The organism is Phytobacter diazotrophicus, from assembly GCF_052061655.1.
Classification (GTDB): Bacteria; Pseudomonadota; Gammaproteobacteria; order Enterobacterales; family Enterobacteriaceae; genus Phytobacter; species Phytobacter diazotrophicus.
Genome location: NZ_CM125428.1, coordinates 2,152,149 through 2,166,182, shown reverse-complemented (window position 1 = coordinate 2,166,182; position 14,034 = coordinate 2,152,149). Strand labels below are relative to the sequence as shown.

Here is a 14,034-nt window from a genome sequence, read left to right as displayed (position 1 = left end):
CGACTCCCTTTTGCGCTTACGCTATCCGGCGGGCAAAATCTTTAACTCTGAACCCCAACACCGCAAGCGTCGCGAAGTAAGCCACAACGCCGACCACCACCACGACCATGAGCCGAACCAGGCGATGCGCCATGTTGCCCTGCGCCCAGTCAGGCATCACATACAGCATGCCCAGCAGTGCGGCCGCCATTACGATCACCGCAATAAACAGACGTGTCAGGAAGCGACCCCAACCGGCCTGTGGGGTAAAGATATTCTGCTTACGCAACTGCCAATAAAGCAGACTGGCATTCAGACAGGCCGCCAGGCCAATCGAGAGTGACAGACCGGCATGTTTTAGCGGGCCAATAAATGCCAGGTTCATTAACTGCGTCATCACCAGCGTGACAATGGCAATCCTGACCGGCGTTTTGATGTCCTGTCGTGAATAGAACCCTGGAGCCAATACTTTCACCACAATAAGGCCCATCAGGCCAACCGAATAGGCGATCAGCGCCCGCTGCGTCATCTGAGCGTCAAACGGGGTGAACTTGCCATACTGAAAAAGCGAAACCGTCAGTGGCTTCGCGAGAATACCTAACGCCACCGCGCTGGGTAGCGCCAGCAAAAAACATAACCGCAATCCCCAATCCATCAGGCGGCAATATTCATCATGATTACCGCTGGCAAAACTTCGCGAGAGCGACGGCAGCAAAATCGTCCCCAGCGCCACACCCAGTACCCCGGATGGAAACTCCATCAGGCGGTCAGCGTAATACATCCAGGAGACCGAACCGGAGACCAGGAAGGAGGCAAAAATGGTGTTGATAATCAGGGATATCTGGCTGACCGATACGCCAAGGATCGCCGGCCCCATCTGTTTCATCACCCGCATCGCGCCCGCATCGCGGAAACTGATACGCGGCAGCACCAGCATGCCAATTTTTTTCAGATGCGGCAGTTGATAAACCAATTGCAGGATACCGCCCACCGTCACCGCCCATGCCAGCGCAAGCACCGGCGGATGGAAATACGGCGCACCGAACAGAGCAAAACCGATCATGCTGATATTTAGAAACGTGGGCGCAAATGCCGGGACGGAGAAACGGTTCCAGGTATTGAGAATCGCCCCGGCGAGCGACGCCAGTGAAATCAGCAAAATGTAGGGGAAAGTGATCTGCAGAAGCTGAGAGGTCAAAGCAAATTTATCGGCCGTGTCGGCAAACCCCGGCGCCGTCACCAGAATTACCCAGGGCGCCGCCAACATCCCGGCAACGGTGACAATCGCCAGTGCCAGCGTCAGCAGCCCCGATACATAGGCGACAAAAACGCGCGTTGCCTCTTCGCCCTGTTTACTTTTATATTCCGCAAGAATGGGCACAAAGGCCTGAGAAAATGCCCCTTCGGCAAAAATACGTCGTAAGAGATTTGGCAGTTTAAAGGCCACAAAGAAGGCATCGGTCGCCATCCCTGCACCAAATACCCTCGCCACAATGGCATCGCGCGCAAAACCCAGCACGCGAGAAAACATGGTCATTGAGCTGACGGCCGCCAGCGATTTTAATAAGTTCATTTAAGGTTCCATAAACACAACGCCTGCACAAAGCAGGCGTTGGTATCGCGAAGCGCTTAGTCTACCTGGAATAACGCGAATTTCTACCGCCATATGTTACAGAGGGTTATTCGCTCATCGCCTCGCGCCAGAGTTTTTCAACGATACGCTGGGCCAGAATGGCCTGCTCGCCCGCCGTTTCCGGAACCGTCTGATTTTGCACGCATTCGATAAAATGGCGCGCGCATCCGGCGAAGCCTCGTTGCTCCAGCGTACTCTGCCAGCCGGGTATGGGCGGAGTCACAATCCCCTGCCCCTGTTCTTCACGCCATTCACGCATATCGGTAACGTCATACAGCCCGCCGTCCGTTACCGCCTGCACCCATTCGCGTTGACTACCGGCACGGCGATGCATACTGGTAGTGATTTGCAACGCGCCCTGCGCAAAATGGTGCTCGGCATAAATCATTTCACCCTGGTCATTGGTCAGCAATGTGCCGCTGGCAAGCGACGCACTGCCACCGGCCAGCCAAAGAGCGGTATCCACAACATGCAGATAATCATCGAGTAAGGTGAAGCGCAGATCGTGCGGACCAACGCTGTTGCTGCGATGTTTATCCATACGCAGTGATGCTGCCTGCGGCAAATGACTTTTTAACTGACGGTACAACGGAGCAAAACGGCGGTTGAACCCCACCATCAGCGTCAGCTTTTTGCGTGCCGCCAGTTCAATGAGCTTTTCCGCATCCGACAGATTTTCTGCCAGGGGTTTGTCGACACAAACATGAACACCTGCATTGAGGAGTTCGCTCACCACCGCATAATGCGAGGCGGTAGAGGTGTGAACAAAAACCGCGTCGCACTGCGCGGCGAGCTCGCCTGGCGATCCGACATAAGGAATACGCCAGGTGTCGCACACACGCTGCGCTTTTTCTCGCGTGGGTGACCAGGCTGCCGCCAGCGTCCAGTCGGTCGCCGCCCCCAGTACCGGTAACCAGGCCTTTTGCGCGATCCCGCCTAATCCCACAACCCCTATACGTAAAGCCGCCACGATTAATCCCCCAGATGTTCGAGTAGTGAAGCCAGACGCTGTTTCAGTTCGGCGACCTCGTTTTCCAGCGCTTCAACCCGCGAAGCCAGATCGTTGTCGCTATCCAGCGGGCTTACCGTCTCCACAACGTTAATCAGCGTCTCCACATCACCGCTGAACAGATGCATATAGCGGCTTTCCCGTTTGCCCGGCTCGCGTGGTAAACGCACAACATACGGGCCATCTTCGCGCTGCGCCAGATTCTCCAGCGCGCTTTCCACTTCACCCATATCGTTAAATTCATGCATCCGCGCCGCGCGCCCACGCAGTTCACCCGGCGTTTGTGCGCCACGCAGCAACAACGTGGTAATAATGGCCACTTCCGCCGGGGAGAGTTTCAGATCGCCAAATTCGGAGTTGCAGAAACGCTGCTCATATTTAGTGACACGGTTACCGAAACCACTGACTGTGCGCAGGTAGTGACGCTTTACCAGCGTATCCAGTATCTCCTGCACCTCATGCTCGCTGAGGTTCATTACCGGTTCACGGTTGGTTTTTTGGTTACAGGCGGTCACCACGGCATTCACCGACAATGGATATTGTTCAGGGGTGGTTATCTGTTTTTCCAGCAGGCATCCAATAACGCGCGCTTCCGTGGCGCTGAGTTGGTACTTCATGTTTTCTCCTTAACGACCCGGGGTCCAGTCTTTGGTGGTCAACGCCGTCAACACGTGGTCACGCCATTGCCCGTCAATCAGCAAATACGCCTTTGCGTAGCCCTCTTTTTCAAAACCAAGGCGCGCCAGTAAATCGCCGCTGCGTTTATTGTGCGGCATATAATTCGCCATAATGCGGTGCAAATGTTGCGTTCGTTGCATATAGCGAATAGCTGCCGTCAGCGCTTCGAACATTAACCCCTGCCCCTGCCATTTTTGCCCGATGGAATACCCCAGATAGCAGGCATGGAAAGAACCGCGTACCACATTGGAGAAATTCGCGACGCCGATGATCTCTTTTTCTTCTGGATCGAGTAATGCGAAATAAAAAGCGGTTCCTTGTTTATGGAATTCGTTAATCATCCCCAGGCGGGCCTGCCAACCAGATGGATAGCAATGGCTCTCGTCACGAACCGGTTCCCAGGGTTTTAAAAATTGACGGTTCTCAGCGTAATAGTCCGCAAGCCGCCAGGCGTCCCGCTCATGAACCAGGCGAACCACCAGCCTGTCTGTGACCAGGCGTACTTTCGGCACATTACTGCGATAGCCAAACATTCATTCCTTCTCCTTCCGGTTACCACTCTCAACCCCTTCCCTTTACTATACATTTGCGCAGCCACTCTGTGAAAACAACAACCTGCATTTTCGCAATACATAAGCTTTTTCGATGAGAAGTCTGAATTAAAGCCCGCTTTTGATAAAAAAATATTGTCGCGCCAGCGATGGGAAAAAATCAGGCGACCCGGCAGAATATTAACGTACTTACTTTTATTTCCCGGGAGGGGAAATGTCACGCGTATCGCAGGCAAGGAGCCTGGGTAAATATTTCCTGCTCGTCGATAATATGTTGGTGGTGCTGGGCTTTTTCGTCGTTTTCCCGCTTATTTCTATACGTTTTGTTGATCAACTCGGTTGGGCTGCCTTGATGGTTGGTATTGCCCTTGGGTTAAGGCAATTCGTGCAGCAAGGGCTGGGCGTTTTCGGCGGCGCCATCGCGGACCGTTTTGGTGCTAAACCACTGATCGTCACCGGCATGCTAATGCGTGCTGCCGGTTTTGCAACCATGGGTATCGCCCATGAACCCTGGCTGCTGTGGTGCTCCTGCATATTATCCGGACTCGGCGGTACGCTCTTCGATCCGCCGCGCACGGCGCTGGTGGTTAAACTGATTCGCCCATCGCAGCGCGGCCGCTTCTTCTCGCTATTGATGATGCAGGACAGCGCGGGGGCGGTGATCGGCGCACTGATTGGCAGTTGGTTGCTGCAATACGATTTCCGTCTGGTCTGTATCGTCGGTGCCGCTGTGTTTGTCCTTTGTGCAGGTTTTAACGCCTGGCTGCTGCCTGCATGGAAATTATCGACGGTAAAAACGCCGGTGCGTGAAGGGCTGGGCCGCGTTTTGCGTGATAAACGTTTTGTCACCTACGTACTGACACTCACCGGGTATTACATGCTGGCGGTACAGGTGATGTTGATGCTGCCAATCATGGTGAATGATATTGCCGGTTCGCCTGCGGCAGTAAAATGGATGTATGCCATTGAAGCCAGCCTGTCGCTGACGCTGCTCTACCCTATTGCCCGCTGGAGTGAAAAACGTTTTCGTCTGGAACATCGACTGATGGCCGGGCTGCTGTTTATGTCATTCAGTCTGTTGCCGATAGGCCTGGTCAGCAGCCTGCAGCAACTGTTTACGCTGATTTGCACCTTTTATATCGGCTCCATTATTGCTGAACCGGCACGTGAAACGTTAGGCGCGGCGCTGGCTGATTCCCGTGCCCGCGGCAGCTATATGGGGTTCAGTCGCCTGGGGCTGGCGTTTGGCGGTGCGCTGGGTTATGCCGGCGGGGGCTGGCTGTTTGACGTGGGTAAAGCACTGAGTCAGCCGACATTACCCTGGATGATGCTGGCACTGATTGGCCTTATCACCTTTTTCGCCCTGCTGTGGCAATTCGCGCAAAAACGCACGCCGTCACGCCTGCTCGAACCGGGCGCATGATTTGCCAGCCCTTTTAATCTCTTCCATACTTTTTTGTGATGGACAATCAGTATGGAGGAGAACCGTGAAACTCTACATTTATGATCACTGCCCGTTCTGCGTTAAGGCCCGCATGATTTTCGGCCTCAAGAATATCCCCGTCGAACTCAACGTGTTGCTCAATGATGACGAAGCAACGCCGACCCGAATGATCGGCCAAAAAATGGCGCCGATACTCCAAAAAGATGACAGCCGCTATCTACCTGAAAGCATGGATATCGTCCATTACGTGGACAAACTTGACGGTAAGCCGTTGCTGACCGGAAAGCAGAATCCAGCCCTCGACGCCTGGCTTAGAAAAGTCAATGGCTACGTCAATCGTCTGCTCATTCCGCGTTTTGCCAAAAGCCCCTTCGACGAGTTCGCTACGCCTGAAGCCAGAGCCTATTTTGTGGCGAAGAAAGAGGCGGCGATCGGCAATTTTGACGAGCACATGGCTCACTCAGCCGGGCTTATCAAAAAAATCAGCGATGATTTACGCGCACTGGATAAGCTTATCGTTCAGCCTAATGCGGTAAACGGAGAGCTGTCGGATGATGATATTCACCTGTTCCCCTTACTGCGTAATCTGACCATTGTGGCAGGGATTAACTGGCCGACGCGCGTGGCCGACTACCGCGATAACATGGCGAAACAAACGCAGATTAACCTGCTCTCATCAATGGCGATATAATGCCCCAGGCGGAAGCGTACGCTTCCGCTTTCAGCTTTTTCTGCTGGCTTATCCTCTGCCCTGGACTGATGCTACAGACAAGGATGAATACACAGGCACTCTCTTGAGGAACATAATGAAAAAGATTATTTTCGCCGCGGCTTTGATTTTAAGCGGCGTTTTAGTGGGTTGTAACCAGTTAACACAGTACAGCATCAGCGAGCAGGAAATTAACCAGTCACTGCAAAAACGCAACGATTTCGCCAAAGACATCGGCCTGCCAGGCGTGGCGGACGCGCACATCGTCCTCAGCAATCTGGTCAGTCAGATTGGCCGTGAGGAACCGAATAAGATTACCCTTTCCGGCGATGCCAATCTGGAGATGAACTCTCTTTTCGGTAATCAGAAAGCGACCATGAAGCTCAAAATGAAGGCGCTGCCGGTCTTCGATAAAGAAAAAGGGGCAATTTATCTCCAGGAGATGGAAGTGGTTGACGCAACCGTCACACCGGAGAAAATGCAGTCCATTTTGCAAACCCTGCTGCCCTACCTGAATCAGTCCCTGCGTAACTACTTTAATCAGCGCCCCGCTTACATTCTGCGTGAAGACAGCAGTAAAGGCGAAGCGCTGGCGAAGAAATATGCCAAGGGTATCGAAGTGAAGCCGGGTGAAATTATCATCCCGCTCACCGATTAAGCCCGTCAGGGCTTTTTTCAGGAAAAGAAGCAAGCCGAAACGTTTATACCCACAATCATTAGCGTTGCGGGAAAGCGAAGACGCCATGAACACCCGGGAGCTTATTCACGTTAGTAACCGGGACAAGCGCGAAGTGGCGCAGATGCAGCTTGAAGTATGTTGGGGATGCGCTTATGCTTAGTGCCCGGCAAAAAACCAGCCATATTGACTGATTCTCACCCAGCCGGAGCACTCCCATGACAGCACATTCCCAGGTTTTAAAAATCCGCCGCCCTGATGACTGGCACGTTCATTTACGTGACGGCGATATGTTAAAAACCGTCGTGCCATGGACCAGCGAAATTTATGCTCGCGCCATCGTCATGCCCAATCTTGTCCCGCCGGTGACCAGCGTCGAGGCGGCAATTGCTTATCGCCAGCGCATTCTTGATGCCGTCCCTGCCGGACATGATTTTACCCCGCTAATGACCTGCTACCTGACCGATTCACTCAATCCCGACGAAGTGGAACGCGGTTTTCGCGAGAATGTCTTTACCGCCGCCAAGCTCTACCCGGCGAATGCCACGACCAATTCAAGCCATGGGGTGACCAGTATTGATGCCATCATGCCAGTACTTGAGCGCATGGAAAAACTGGGGATGCCACTGCTGGTTCACGGTGAAGTGACCCAGGCAGAGATCGATATCTTTGATCGCGAAGCCCGCTTTATCGAGACGGTCATGGAGCCACTTCGCCAGCGCCTGCCAGGGTTGAAAGTGGTGTTCGAGCACATCACCACCAAAGATGCCGCGGAATATGTCCGTGACGGCAATGAATTGTTAGCAGCCACCATCACACCGCAGCATTTGATGTTCAACCGCAACCATATGCTGGTCGGCGGTGTACGTCCGCATCTGTATTGCCTGCCTATCCTGAAACGTAACGTGCATCAGCAGGCGCTGCGTGAGCTGGTTGCCAGCGGCTTTACCCGCGCGTTTCTCGGCACGGACTCTGCGCCACACGCCCGCCATCGTAAAGAGGCAAGCTGTGGTTGTGCAGGCTGCTTCAACGCGCCGACTGCGCTGGCAAGTTATGCCACCGTGTTTGAAGAGATGAATGCCCTACAGCATTTTGAAGCGTTCTGTTCGCTCAACGGCCCGCATTTTTATGGCCTGCCTGTGAATGAATCCTTCATTGAACTGGTGCGTGAAGATTCAACGGTCGTCGACAGTATTGCCTTGCCGGAAGACGCGATTATCCCATTCCTCGCCGGTGAGACAGTCCGCTGGACAGTGAAATCCTGATTTTTTTCACCCCCCTGTTGTAAATCTTGCAAGGTAACTGTATAAACATACAGTAAATAACACAGGGGGTTGCCATGCGCATCGAAGTGACTATTGCCAAAACTACACCACTCCCGCCAGGTGCTATTGATGCCCTGGCGAGCGAGTTATCCCGCCGACTGAATAATTATTATCCTGATAGCGAAAATAAAATTACGGTTCGTTATGCGACAGCGAATAACTTATCGGTGATGGGCGGAGCAAAAGAAGATAAAGAGCGCGTCAGTGAAATTCTGCAAGAAACGTGGGAAAGTGCAGACGACTGGTTTATCCGCGATTAAAAAAGAGCTTGTATTGTGCATGTTTTTGCCGGGTCGCCCCGGCTTTTTTGTTTTTTAAGCAAAAATCTTAGTTCTCTCCTAACCTGCTTAAAAATCACGCGTAAGTTAGCGTCTTCTTGTTCAAAAAAATCCAACTGAAATAAAATTATGTTGCAGAGTGTTATTTATTCGATCAGCAAGGTTAAATATTGGTATACTGAAAAGGCTTCACAAAAACACGCATTGAACCTCGAAAGTCGTTGTCAGTTAACACGCCATAAGGGGGTTATGATGGAAAAGAATAATGAAGTCATCCAGACCCATCCTCTGGTTGGATGGGATATCAGCACAGTGGACAGTTACGACGCACTGATGTTGCGCTTACATTACCAGACCCCAAACAGAGCCGCTTCTCAGGACACCGAAGTAGGCCAGACGTTGTGGTTAACGACCGAAGTTGCCCGCCAGTTTATTTCGATTTTAGAAGCGGGTATCGCCAAAATAGAATCAGGCGAGTACCAGGAAAATGAGTATCGTAGGCATTAGCAATAATGCTCAATAATCACTCAACAGGCACCCACGTGGTGCCTTATTTATTTCCCGTCTTGTATAACGCCTCCCGGTTATTTACCCTCCCGATTACGACTTGATGGAGAACAACATGAAATACGATTTGATCATCATTGGCAGCGGCTCTGTCGGTGCGGCGGCGGGCTATTATGCGTCCCGTGCCGGTCTCAACGTACTGATGACCGATGCGCACCTGCCACCGCATCAGGAAGGGAGCCACCATGGCGATACTCGTTTAATCCGCCATGCTTATGGGGAGGGGGAAAAGTACGTTCCGCTGGTATTGCGCGCCCAGGCATTATGGGATCAACTTGTCGCTGACAGCGGCGAAGCCGTCTTTGAGCGCACGGGTGTACTTAATCTTGGCCCGGCACATTCCTCTTTTCTGGCAAATGTCGCGCAAAGTGCGCTGCACTGGAATCTGACCGTGGAAAAACTAGATGCGCCGTCACTGATGGCACGCTGGCCAGAAATCACCGTCCCGGATGACTACATCGGCTTGTTCGAAGCGGACTCCGGTATACTTCGCAGCGAACTGGCAATCAAAACCTGGATTCGCCTGGCACAAGAAGCCGGGTGCGCCCAACTGTTTAACTGCCCGGTGACAGCCCTGCATACTACCGATGATGGCGTGAGTATTGATACATCTGAGGGAACATTCAGCGCGAAAAAGCTCCTCATCAGCAGCGGTACATGGGTTGCAAACCTGGTTCCCGGCTTACCTGTCCAGCCGGTACGAAAAGTCTTTGCCTGGTTCCAGGCTGATGGTCGTTACAGCACCAAGAATCGCTTCCCGGCCTTTACCGGCGAAATGGCGGATGGTTCTCAATACTATGGTTTCCCCGCTGAGGATAATGCGTTAAAAATCGGCAAGCATAACGGCGGACAACTTATTAACGAGGCCAGTGAACGCGTACCGTTTGGCGCAGTGGCCTCAGATGGTTCAGAATGTTTTCCCTTCCTGCGCCAGTTCTTACCGGGCATCGGTGGTTGCCTGTACGGGGCCTCTTGTACCTATGATAATTCGCCTGATGAAGACTTCATCATCGATACCCTTCCCGATTGCCCCCATGCGCTACTGGTCACCGGGCTGAGCGGGCATGGTTTCAAATTTGCGCCAGTTCTTGGGGAAATTGCGACCCAATTCGCCCAGGGTGAAAGCAGTAAATTTGATTTAACCCCCTTCTCTTTAGCGCGCTTTGCAGGATAATTCCTTCCCGCGACCCTTTTCCTTTTGGGTCGCCTTTTCTTTTGGCCGAATATCTGGAGAGATTATGCGCCGCTTGTTCTTCTTCCTTGTTAATAACGTCCGCGAGCATTTAATGATATATATCGCTTTATGGTCACTCATCGCTCTTGTGGATTTAATTTATGTTGTCTGGGCCGAGTGACGAAAATTGACATTTACTGACATTCATTTAAAAAAACTTAAATTTACGACAGAATTTTTGAAATAAAAGCCCCTTTACCATCTCTGCCTTTAGCCCTACAAAACTTCTGATTACCGCCATCCACTCGAATGAACTGAACATATTTTTAATATTTAATTCAAAATTTTTGATATAGAAAAAATAAGATTATTAATTGTTATTTTTAAGTTGCAATATTATTTTTCTGACGCCATTTTAAATTAACTTTTACACTCTTGCGGTTCACATTATGCAACTCCGTAATTCTCCATTTCGCTATGGCGCAATTTCTGTTGCCCTGCACTGGCTGGTCGCAATTACAGTCTATGGCATGTTTGCACTGGGTTTATGGATGGTCACGCTCAGCTACTATGATGGCTGGTACCACCAGGCGCCCGAATTGCATAAAAGCATTGGCATTGTCCTGATCCTGGTACTGGTGGTTCGCCTTATCTGGCGTCGCCTCTCTCCACCGCCCGCGCCACTCGCAAGCTACTCGCGACTGACCCGCGTCAGCGCGGTTGTTGCACATATCGCCCTTTATTTGCTGCTGTTCGGCATCATGTTCAGCGGTTACCTCATCTCCACGGCTGACGGCAAGCCCATCAGCGTTTTTGGTCTGTTTGAAGTGCCTGCCACCTTTGCTGATGCGGGCTCGCAGGCAGACCTTGCCGGAGATATTCACCTGTGGCTGGCATGGACGGTCGTTATCCTATCGGTCTTACACGGCCTTGCCGCTTTTAAACACCATTTCATCGATAAAGACGACACCCTAAAGCGCATGTTGGGTAAATCGTCATCTGACTCTGGAGTATGATATGAAGAAAAGCCTGCTGGGTTTAACCCTCGCTTCGTTACTGTTCTCTGCGGGTTCCGCGATGGCAGCGGAATACAAAATCGACAAAGAAGGCCAACATGCCTTCATTAATTTCCGCATCCAGCACCTCGGTTACAGCTGGTTGTACGGCACATTTAAAGATTTTGACGGCTCTTTTACTTTTGATGAGGCTAATCCTGCCGCCGATAAAGTCAACGTCACCATTAATACCAACAGTGTCGATACCAACCATGCGGAACGTGACAAACACCTTCGCAGTGGCGAATTCCTTAATGTGACGAAACACCCGCAGGCAACCTTCACCTCTACTGAGGTAAAAAAAGACGGTGATGAGCTGGATATCACTGGCAATCTGACCTTAAACGGCGTAACTAAGCCAGTGAAACTGGAAGCCAAACTGATGGGCAAGGGTGATGATCCGTGGGGTGGCAAACGCGCCGGTTTTGAAGCAGAAGGGAAAATTAAACTTAAAGACTTTAATATCACCACCGACCTTGGTCCTGCATCTCAGGAGGTCGATTTGATCATCTCGGTGGAAGGCGTACAGCAGAAGTAAAACCACGCACGCAGCAGGGGCGGATCATACATGGTTATCCGCCCCTGATGATTCGCCTGCGAGCCTGTTGCTTACGCAGGCGAAAATCTTTTACTCAGGGTCCGGGATACCGAGTTTTGTATTCAGACGGCCGCGTGATTTGTTGAAAATCTTGTTGCCGTTTTCCCGCCCTGCTCGCCGCTTACGCTGTTCCTCTTCCGGCAACTGGCTCTCTTCAAGACAGGCTTCGCTACAGCATCCTTTGAACTTTTCAGCGCACGATGGGCATTGAATAAACAGCAAATGGCAGCCGTCACTCACACAGTTAGTATGGCTGTCACAAGGCACACCGCACTGATGGCAATGGGCAATCACATCATCAGAGATACGCTCCCCCATACGCTCATCGAAAACAAAGTTCTTACCGATAAAGCGTACCGGCAACCCCTGCTCACGGGCGCGACGGGCATACTCAATGATCCCGCCTTCGATGTGCCAGACCTTGCTAAAACCGTTGTGCTTCATCCAGGCGCTGGCTTTTTCGCAGCGGATCCCGCCGGTGCAGTACATGACAATCTTTTTGTCTTTATGTTCCTGCATCATGTCGACTGCCTTTGGCAACTGCTCGCGGAAGGTGTCGGCAGGAATTTCCAGCGCACCATCAAAATGGCCCACTTCATATTCATAGTGGTTGCGCATGTCGATAAAGACCGCTTCCGGATCGTCCAGCATTGCGTTTACTTCGGCGGCTTTCAGGTATTCACCCACGTCGCTGGCATTAAACGAGGCATCCTCAATCCCATCCGCGACAATGCGATCGCGCACCTTCATGCGCAGAACCCAGAATGATTTACCATCATCATCAATGGCGATATTCATACGCAGGCCATTCAGAGCAGGATCGAAATTGTACAGATACGCTTTCAGCGCTTCGAACTGACTTTCCGGCACGCTGATTTGCGCGTTGATCCCTTCATGAGCTAAATATACGCGACCAAACACATTCAGCTTTGTTAAGGCGGTATAGAGTATGTCGCGGGTGGCCTGCGGGTTGACGATGGAGAAATATTTATAGAATGAGACGGTCTTGCGCGGCTCGGTTTCGGCAAGCATGCGCGCTTTCAGTTCATCATTCGAGATGCGGTTGTGTAACACTGGCATGGTGTACGTATCCTGCAATGCGGTAGTCAATAAAATCGGACGGCATCATAAAGCAATGAGTGGCAATTTACATCCACACAATTTGCGCTACATTTCCCTCATTAAAATCATCTTTCAATAACAATAGCCTGGCAATTACGCATTCAACTGGTAGAGGTTTTGGTTGACTCGATAAAAATGCGACAATGCAGGAGATTTTTGCTGAGTAAGGAACGATATGACGCATTTACCAAAATTTTCCCCGTCACTGTTACATCCGCGTTACTGGCTGACCTGGTGCGGAATTGGACTGTTGTGGCTGGTGGTACAACTGCCTTATCCGGTCCTCTATCGCCTGGGTTGCGGTATGGGGCGGCTGGCAATGCGCCTAATGAAGCGCCGCGTCCGTATCGCACATCGTAACCTTGAGCTTTGTTTTCCACAGATGCCTGAGCAAGAGCGACAGGAGATGGTCAAAAAGAACTTTGAATCTGTTGGGATGGGGTTGATGGAAACCGGGATGGCGTGGTTCTGGCCGGACAGCCGGATCAATCGCTGGGTTGATGTTACGGGCATGGACAATACGAAAATGCACTTCGCCGAAGGTAAGGGCATTTTGCTGATTGGCGTACATTTTTTAACGCTCGAACTGGGTGCCCGCGTCTTCGGCATGCATATTCCGGGCATCGGTGTGTACCGCCCTAATGACAACCCACTGCTTGACTGGCTGCAAACGTGGGGACGGTTGCGCTCAAACAAGACGATGATTGATCGTAAAGACCTGAAAGGAATGGTACGTGCGCTAAAAAGCGGTGATGTCGTCTGGTACGCGCCAGATCACGACTACGGCCCACGTTCCAGTGTCTTTGTGCCCTTCTTCGCGGTCGAGCAGACCGCGACCACGACAGGTACCTGGATGCTGGCGAAAATGTCTAAAGCTTGCCTGGTACCTTTCGTACCACGTCGTAAACCGGACGGTAAAGGTTATGAGTTGATCATGCTGGAAGGTGAAACCACCCCGCCGCTGGAGACCGCAGAAGAGACCGCCGCCTGGATGAATAAGGTTGTTGAGCGCTGTATTCTGATGGCCCCGGAGCAATATATGTGGCTGCATCGTCGCTTCAAAACCCGCCCGGACGGTGTTCCTTCGCGCTATTAACACCGGCTTAGCCCGGTACGCCGGGCTATGTTTGTTGCATTTCTACACATGCTTTCCGTTGCAGGTGTCATTACCCAGGCGCATAATTAGCAGGCTTATTATTTTCAATCGCTAATTCTTCGCGTGTGACACGCGTAACG

The 14,034-nt window shown here is 51.7% G+C and carries 16 protein-coding genes; 11 read left to right on the top strand and 5 right to left on the bottom strand.

The window, feature by feature from the left end; translation table 11 throughout:
• Window positions 1-16: 16 nt before the first annotated feature.
• The 4 genes from murJ to rimJ all read right to left on the bottom strand — a co-directional run bounded on the left by murJ (window position 17) and on the right by rimJ (window position 3,832).
• On the bottom strand, window positions 17-1,552 hold the full coding sequence (murJ, locus tag ACS0RQ_RS10605; RefSeq protein WP_271849079.1) for a murein biosynthesis integral membrane protein MurJ: 1,536 nt from the start codon (window positions 1,550-1,552) through the stop codon (window positions 17-19).
• 106 nt (window positions 1,553-1,658) lie between these two features.
• The gene (locus ACS0RQ_RS10600) at window positions 1,659-2,582 is read right to left on the bottom strand and encodes a Gfo/Idh/MocA family protein (RefSeq protein ID WP_271849080.1); all 924 of its coding nucleotides are present in this window, start codon (window positions 2,580-2,582) and stop codon (window positions 1,659-1,661) included.
• Between the two features lie 2 nt (window positions 2,583-2,584).
• Window positions 2,585-3,238: a YceH family protein gene (locus tag ACS0RQ_RS10595; RefSeq protein WP_271849081.1), complete on the bottom strand. Its 654-nt coding sequence runs from the start codon at window positions 3,236-3,238 to the stop codon at window positions 2,585-2,587.
• Between the two features lie 9 nt (window positions 3,239-3,247).
• Window positions 3,248-3,832 (bottom strand): ribosomal protein S5-alanine N-acetyltransferase, encoded by a 585-nt coding sequence (rimJ, locus tag ACS0RQ_RS10590; protein ID WP_041851753.1) that lies wholly within the window; start codon window positions 3,830-3,832, stop codon window positions 3,248-3,250.
• Window positions 3,833-4,064: 232 nt separating this feature from the next.
• Here rimJ and mdtH point away from each other — a divergent pair, with 232 nt between their 5' ends.
• The 10 genes from mdtH (at window position 4,065) to ACS0RQ_RS10540 (ending at window position 11,616) form a co-directional block, all read left to right on the top strand.
• On the top strand, window positions 4,065-5,273 hold the full coding sequence (gene mdtH / locus ACS0RQ_RS10585; RefSeq protein ID WP_271849082.1) for a multidrug efflux MFS transporter MdtH: 1,209 nt from the start codon (window positions 4,065-4,067) through the stop codon (window positions 5,271-5,273).
• A 64-nt stretch (window positions 5,274-5,337) separates the two neighbouring features.
• Window positions 5,338-5,985, top strand: a complete 648-nt coding sequence (gene grxB, locus ACS0RQ_RS10580; RefSeq protein WP_041851755.1) for a glutaredoxin 2 — start codon at window positions 5,338-5,340, stop codon at window positions 5,983-5,985.
• A gap of 115 nt (window positions 5,986-6,100) precedes the next feature.
• Entirely contained in the window at window positions 6,101-6,661 is a 561-nt protein-coding gene (locus tag ACS0RQ_RS10575) for a lipoprotein (protein ID WP_271849083.1), read from the top strand.
• A gap of 236 nt (window positions 6,662-6,897) precedes the next feature.
• Window positions 6,898-7,944, top strand: a complete 1,047-nt coding sequence (gene pyrC, locus ACS0RQ_RS10570) for a dihydroorotase (protein ID WP_271849084.1) — start codon at window positions 6,898-6,900, stop codon at window positions 7,942-7,944.
• Window positions 7,945-8,018: 74 nt separating this feature from the next.
• Window positions 8,019-8,264 (top strand): DNA damage-inducible protein I, encoded by a 246-nt coding sequence (gene dinI, locus ACS0RQ_RS10565; protein ID WP_041851758.1) that lies wholly within the window; start codon window positions 8,019-8,021, stop codon window positions 8,262-8,264.
• 270 nt (window positions 8,265-8,534) lie between these two features.
• On the top strand, window positions 8,535-8,789 hold the full coding sequence (bssS, locus tag ACS0RQ_RS10560; protein WP_041851759.1) for a biofilm formation regulator BssS: 255 nt from the start codon (window positions 8,535-8,537) through the stop codon (window positions 8,787-8,789).
• Between the two features lie 115 nt (window positions 8,790-8,904).
• Window positions 8,905-10,023: an N-methyl-L-tryptophan oxidase gene (solA, locus tag ACS0RQ_RS10555; protein ID WP_271849085.1), complete on the top strand. Its 1,119-nt coding sequence runs from the start codon at window positions 8,905-8,907 to the stop codon at window positions 10,021-10,023.
• Window positions 10,024-10,087: 64 nt separating this feature from the next.
• Window positions 10,088-10,204: a YceO family protein gene (locus ACS0RQ_RS10550; RefSeq protein ID WP_271849086.1), complete on the top strand. Its 117-nt coding sequence runs from the start codon at window positions 10,088-10,090 to the stop codon at window positions 10,202-10,204.
• 268 nt (window positions 10,205-10,472) lie between these two features.
• Window positions 10,473-11,039, top strand: coding sequence for a cytochrome b (locus ACS0RQ_RS10545; protein WP_271849087.1), 567 nt, complete (start codon window positions 10,473-10,475; stop codon window positions 11,037-11,039).
• A 1-nt stretch (window position 11,040) separates the two neighbouring features.
• Window positions 11,041-11,616: a YceI family protein gene (locus tag ACS0RQ_RS10540; protein WP_271849088.1), complete on the top strand. Its 576-nt coding sequence runs from the start codon at window positions 11,041-11,043 to the stop codon at window positions 11,614-11,616.
• Window positions 11,617-11,706: 90 nt separating this feature from the next.
• On the opposite strand, the gene trhO is transcribed toward ACS0RQ_RS10540, so the two are convergent.
• Window positions 11,707-12,756 carry an oxygen-dependent tRNA uridine(34) hydroxylase TrhO gene (gene trhO / locus ACS0RQ_RS10535; RefSeq protein ID WP_271849089.1) on the bottom strand — a complete coding sequence of 350 codons (1,050 nt, stop codon included), beginning with the start codon at window positions 12,754-12,756 and terminating at the stop codon, window positions 11,707-11,709.
• A gap of 217 nt (window positions 12,757-12,973) precedes the next feature.
• On the opposite strand from trhO, the gene ACS0RQ_RS10530 reads away from it, so the two are divergent.
• Entirely contained in the window at window positions 12,974-13,894 is a 921-nt protein-coding gene (locus ACS0RQ_RS10530) for a Kdo(2)-lipid IV(A) acyltransferase (protein ID WP_041851764.1), read from the top strand.
• Window positions 13,895-14,034: the final 140 nt, after the last annotated feature.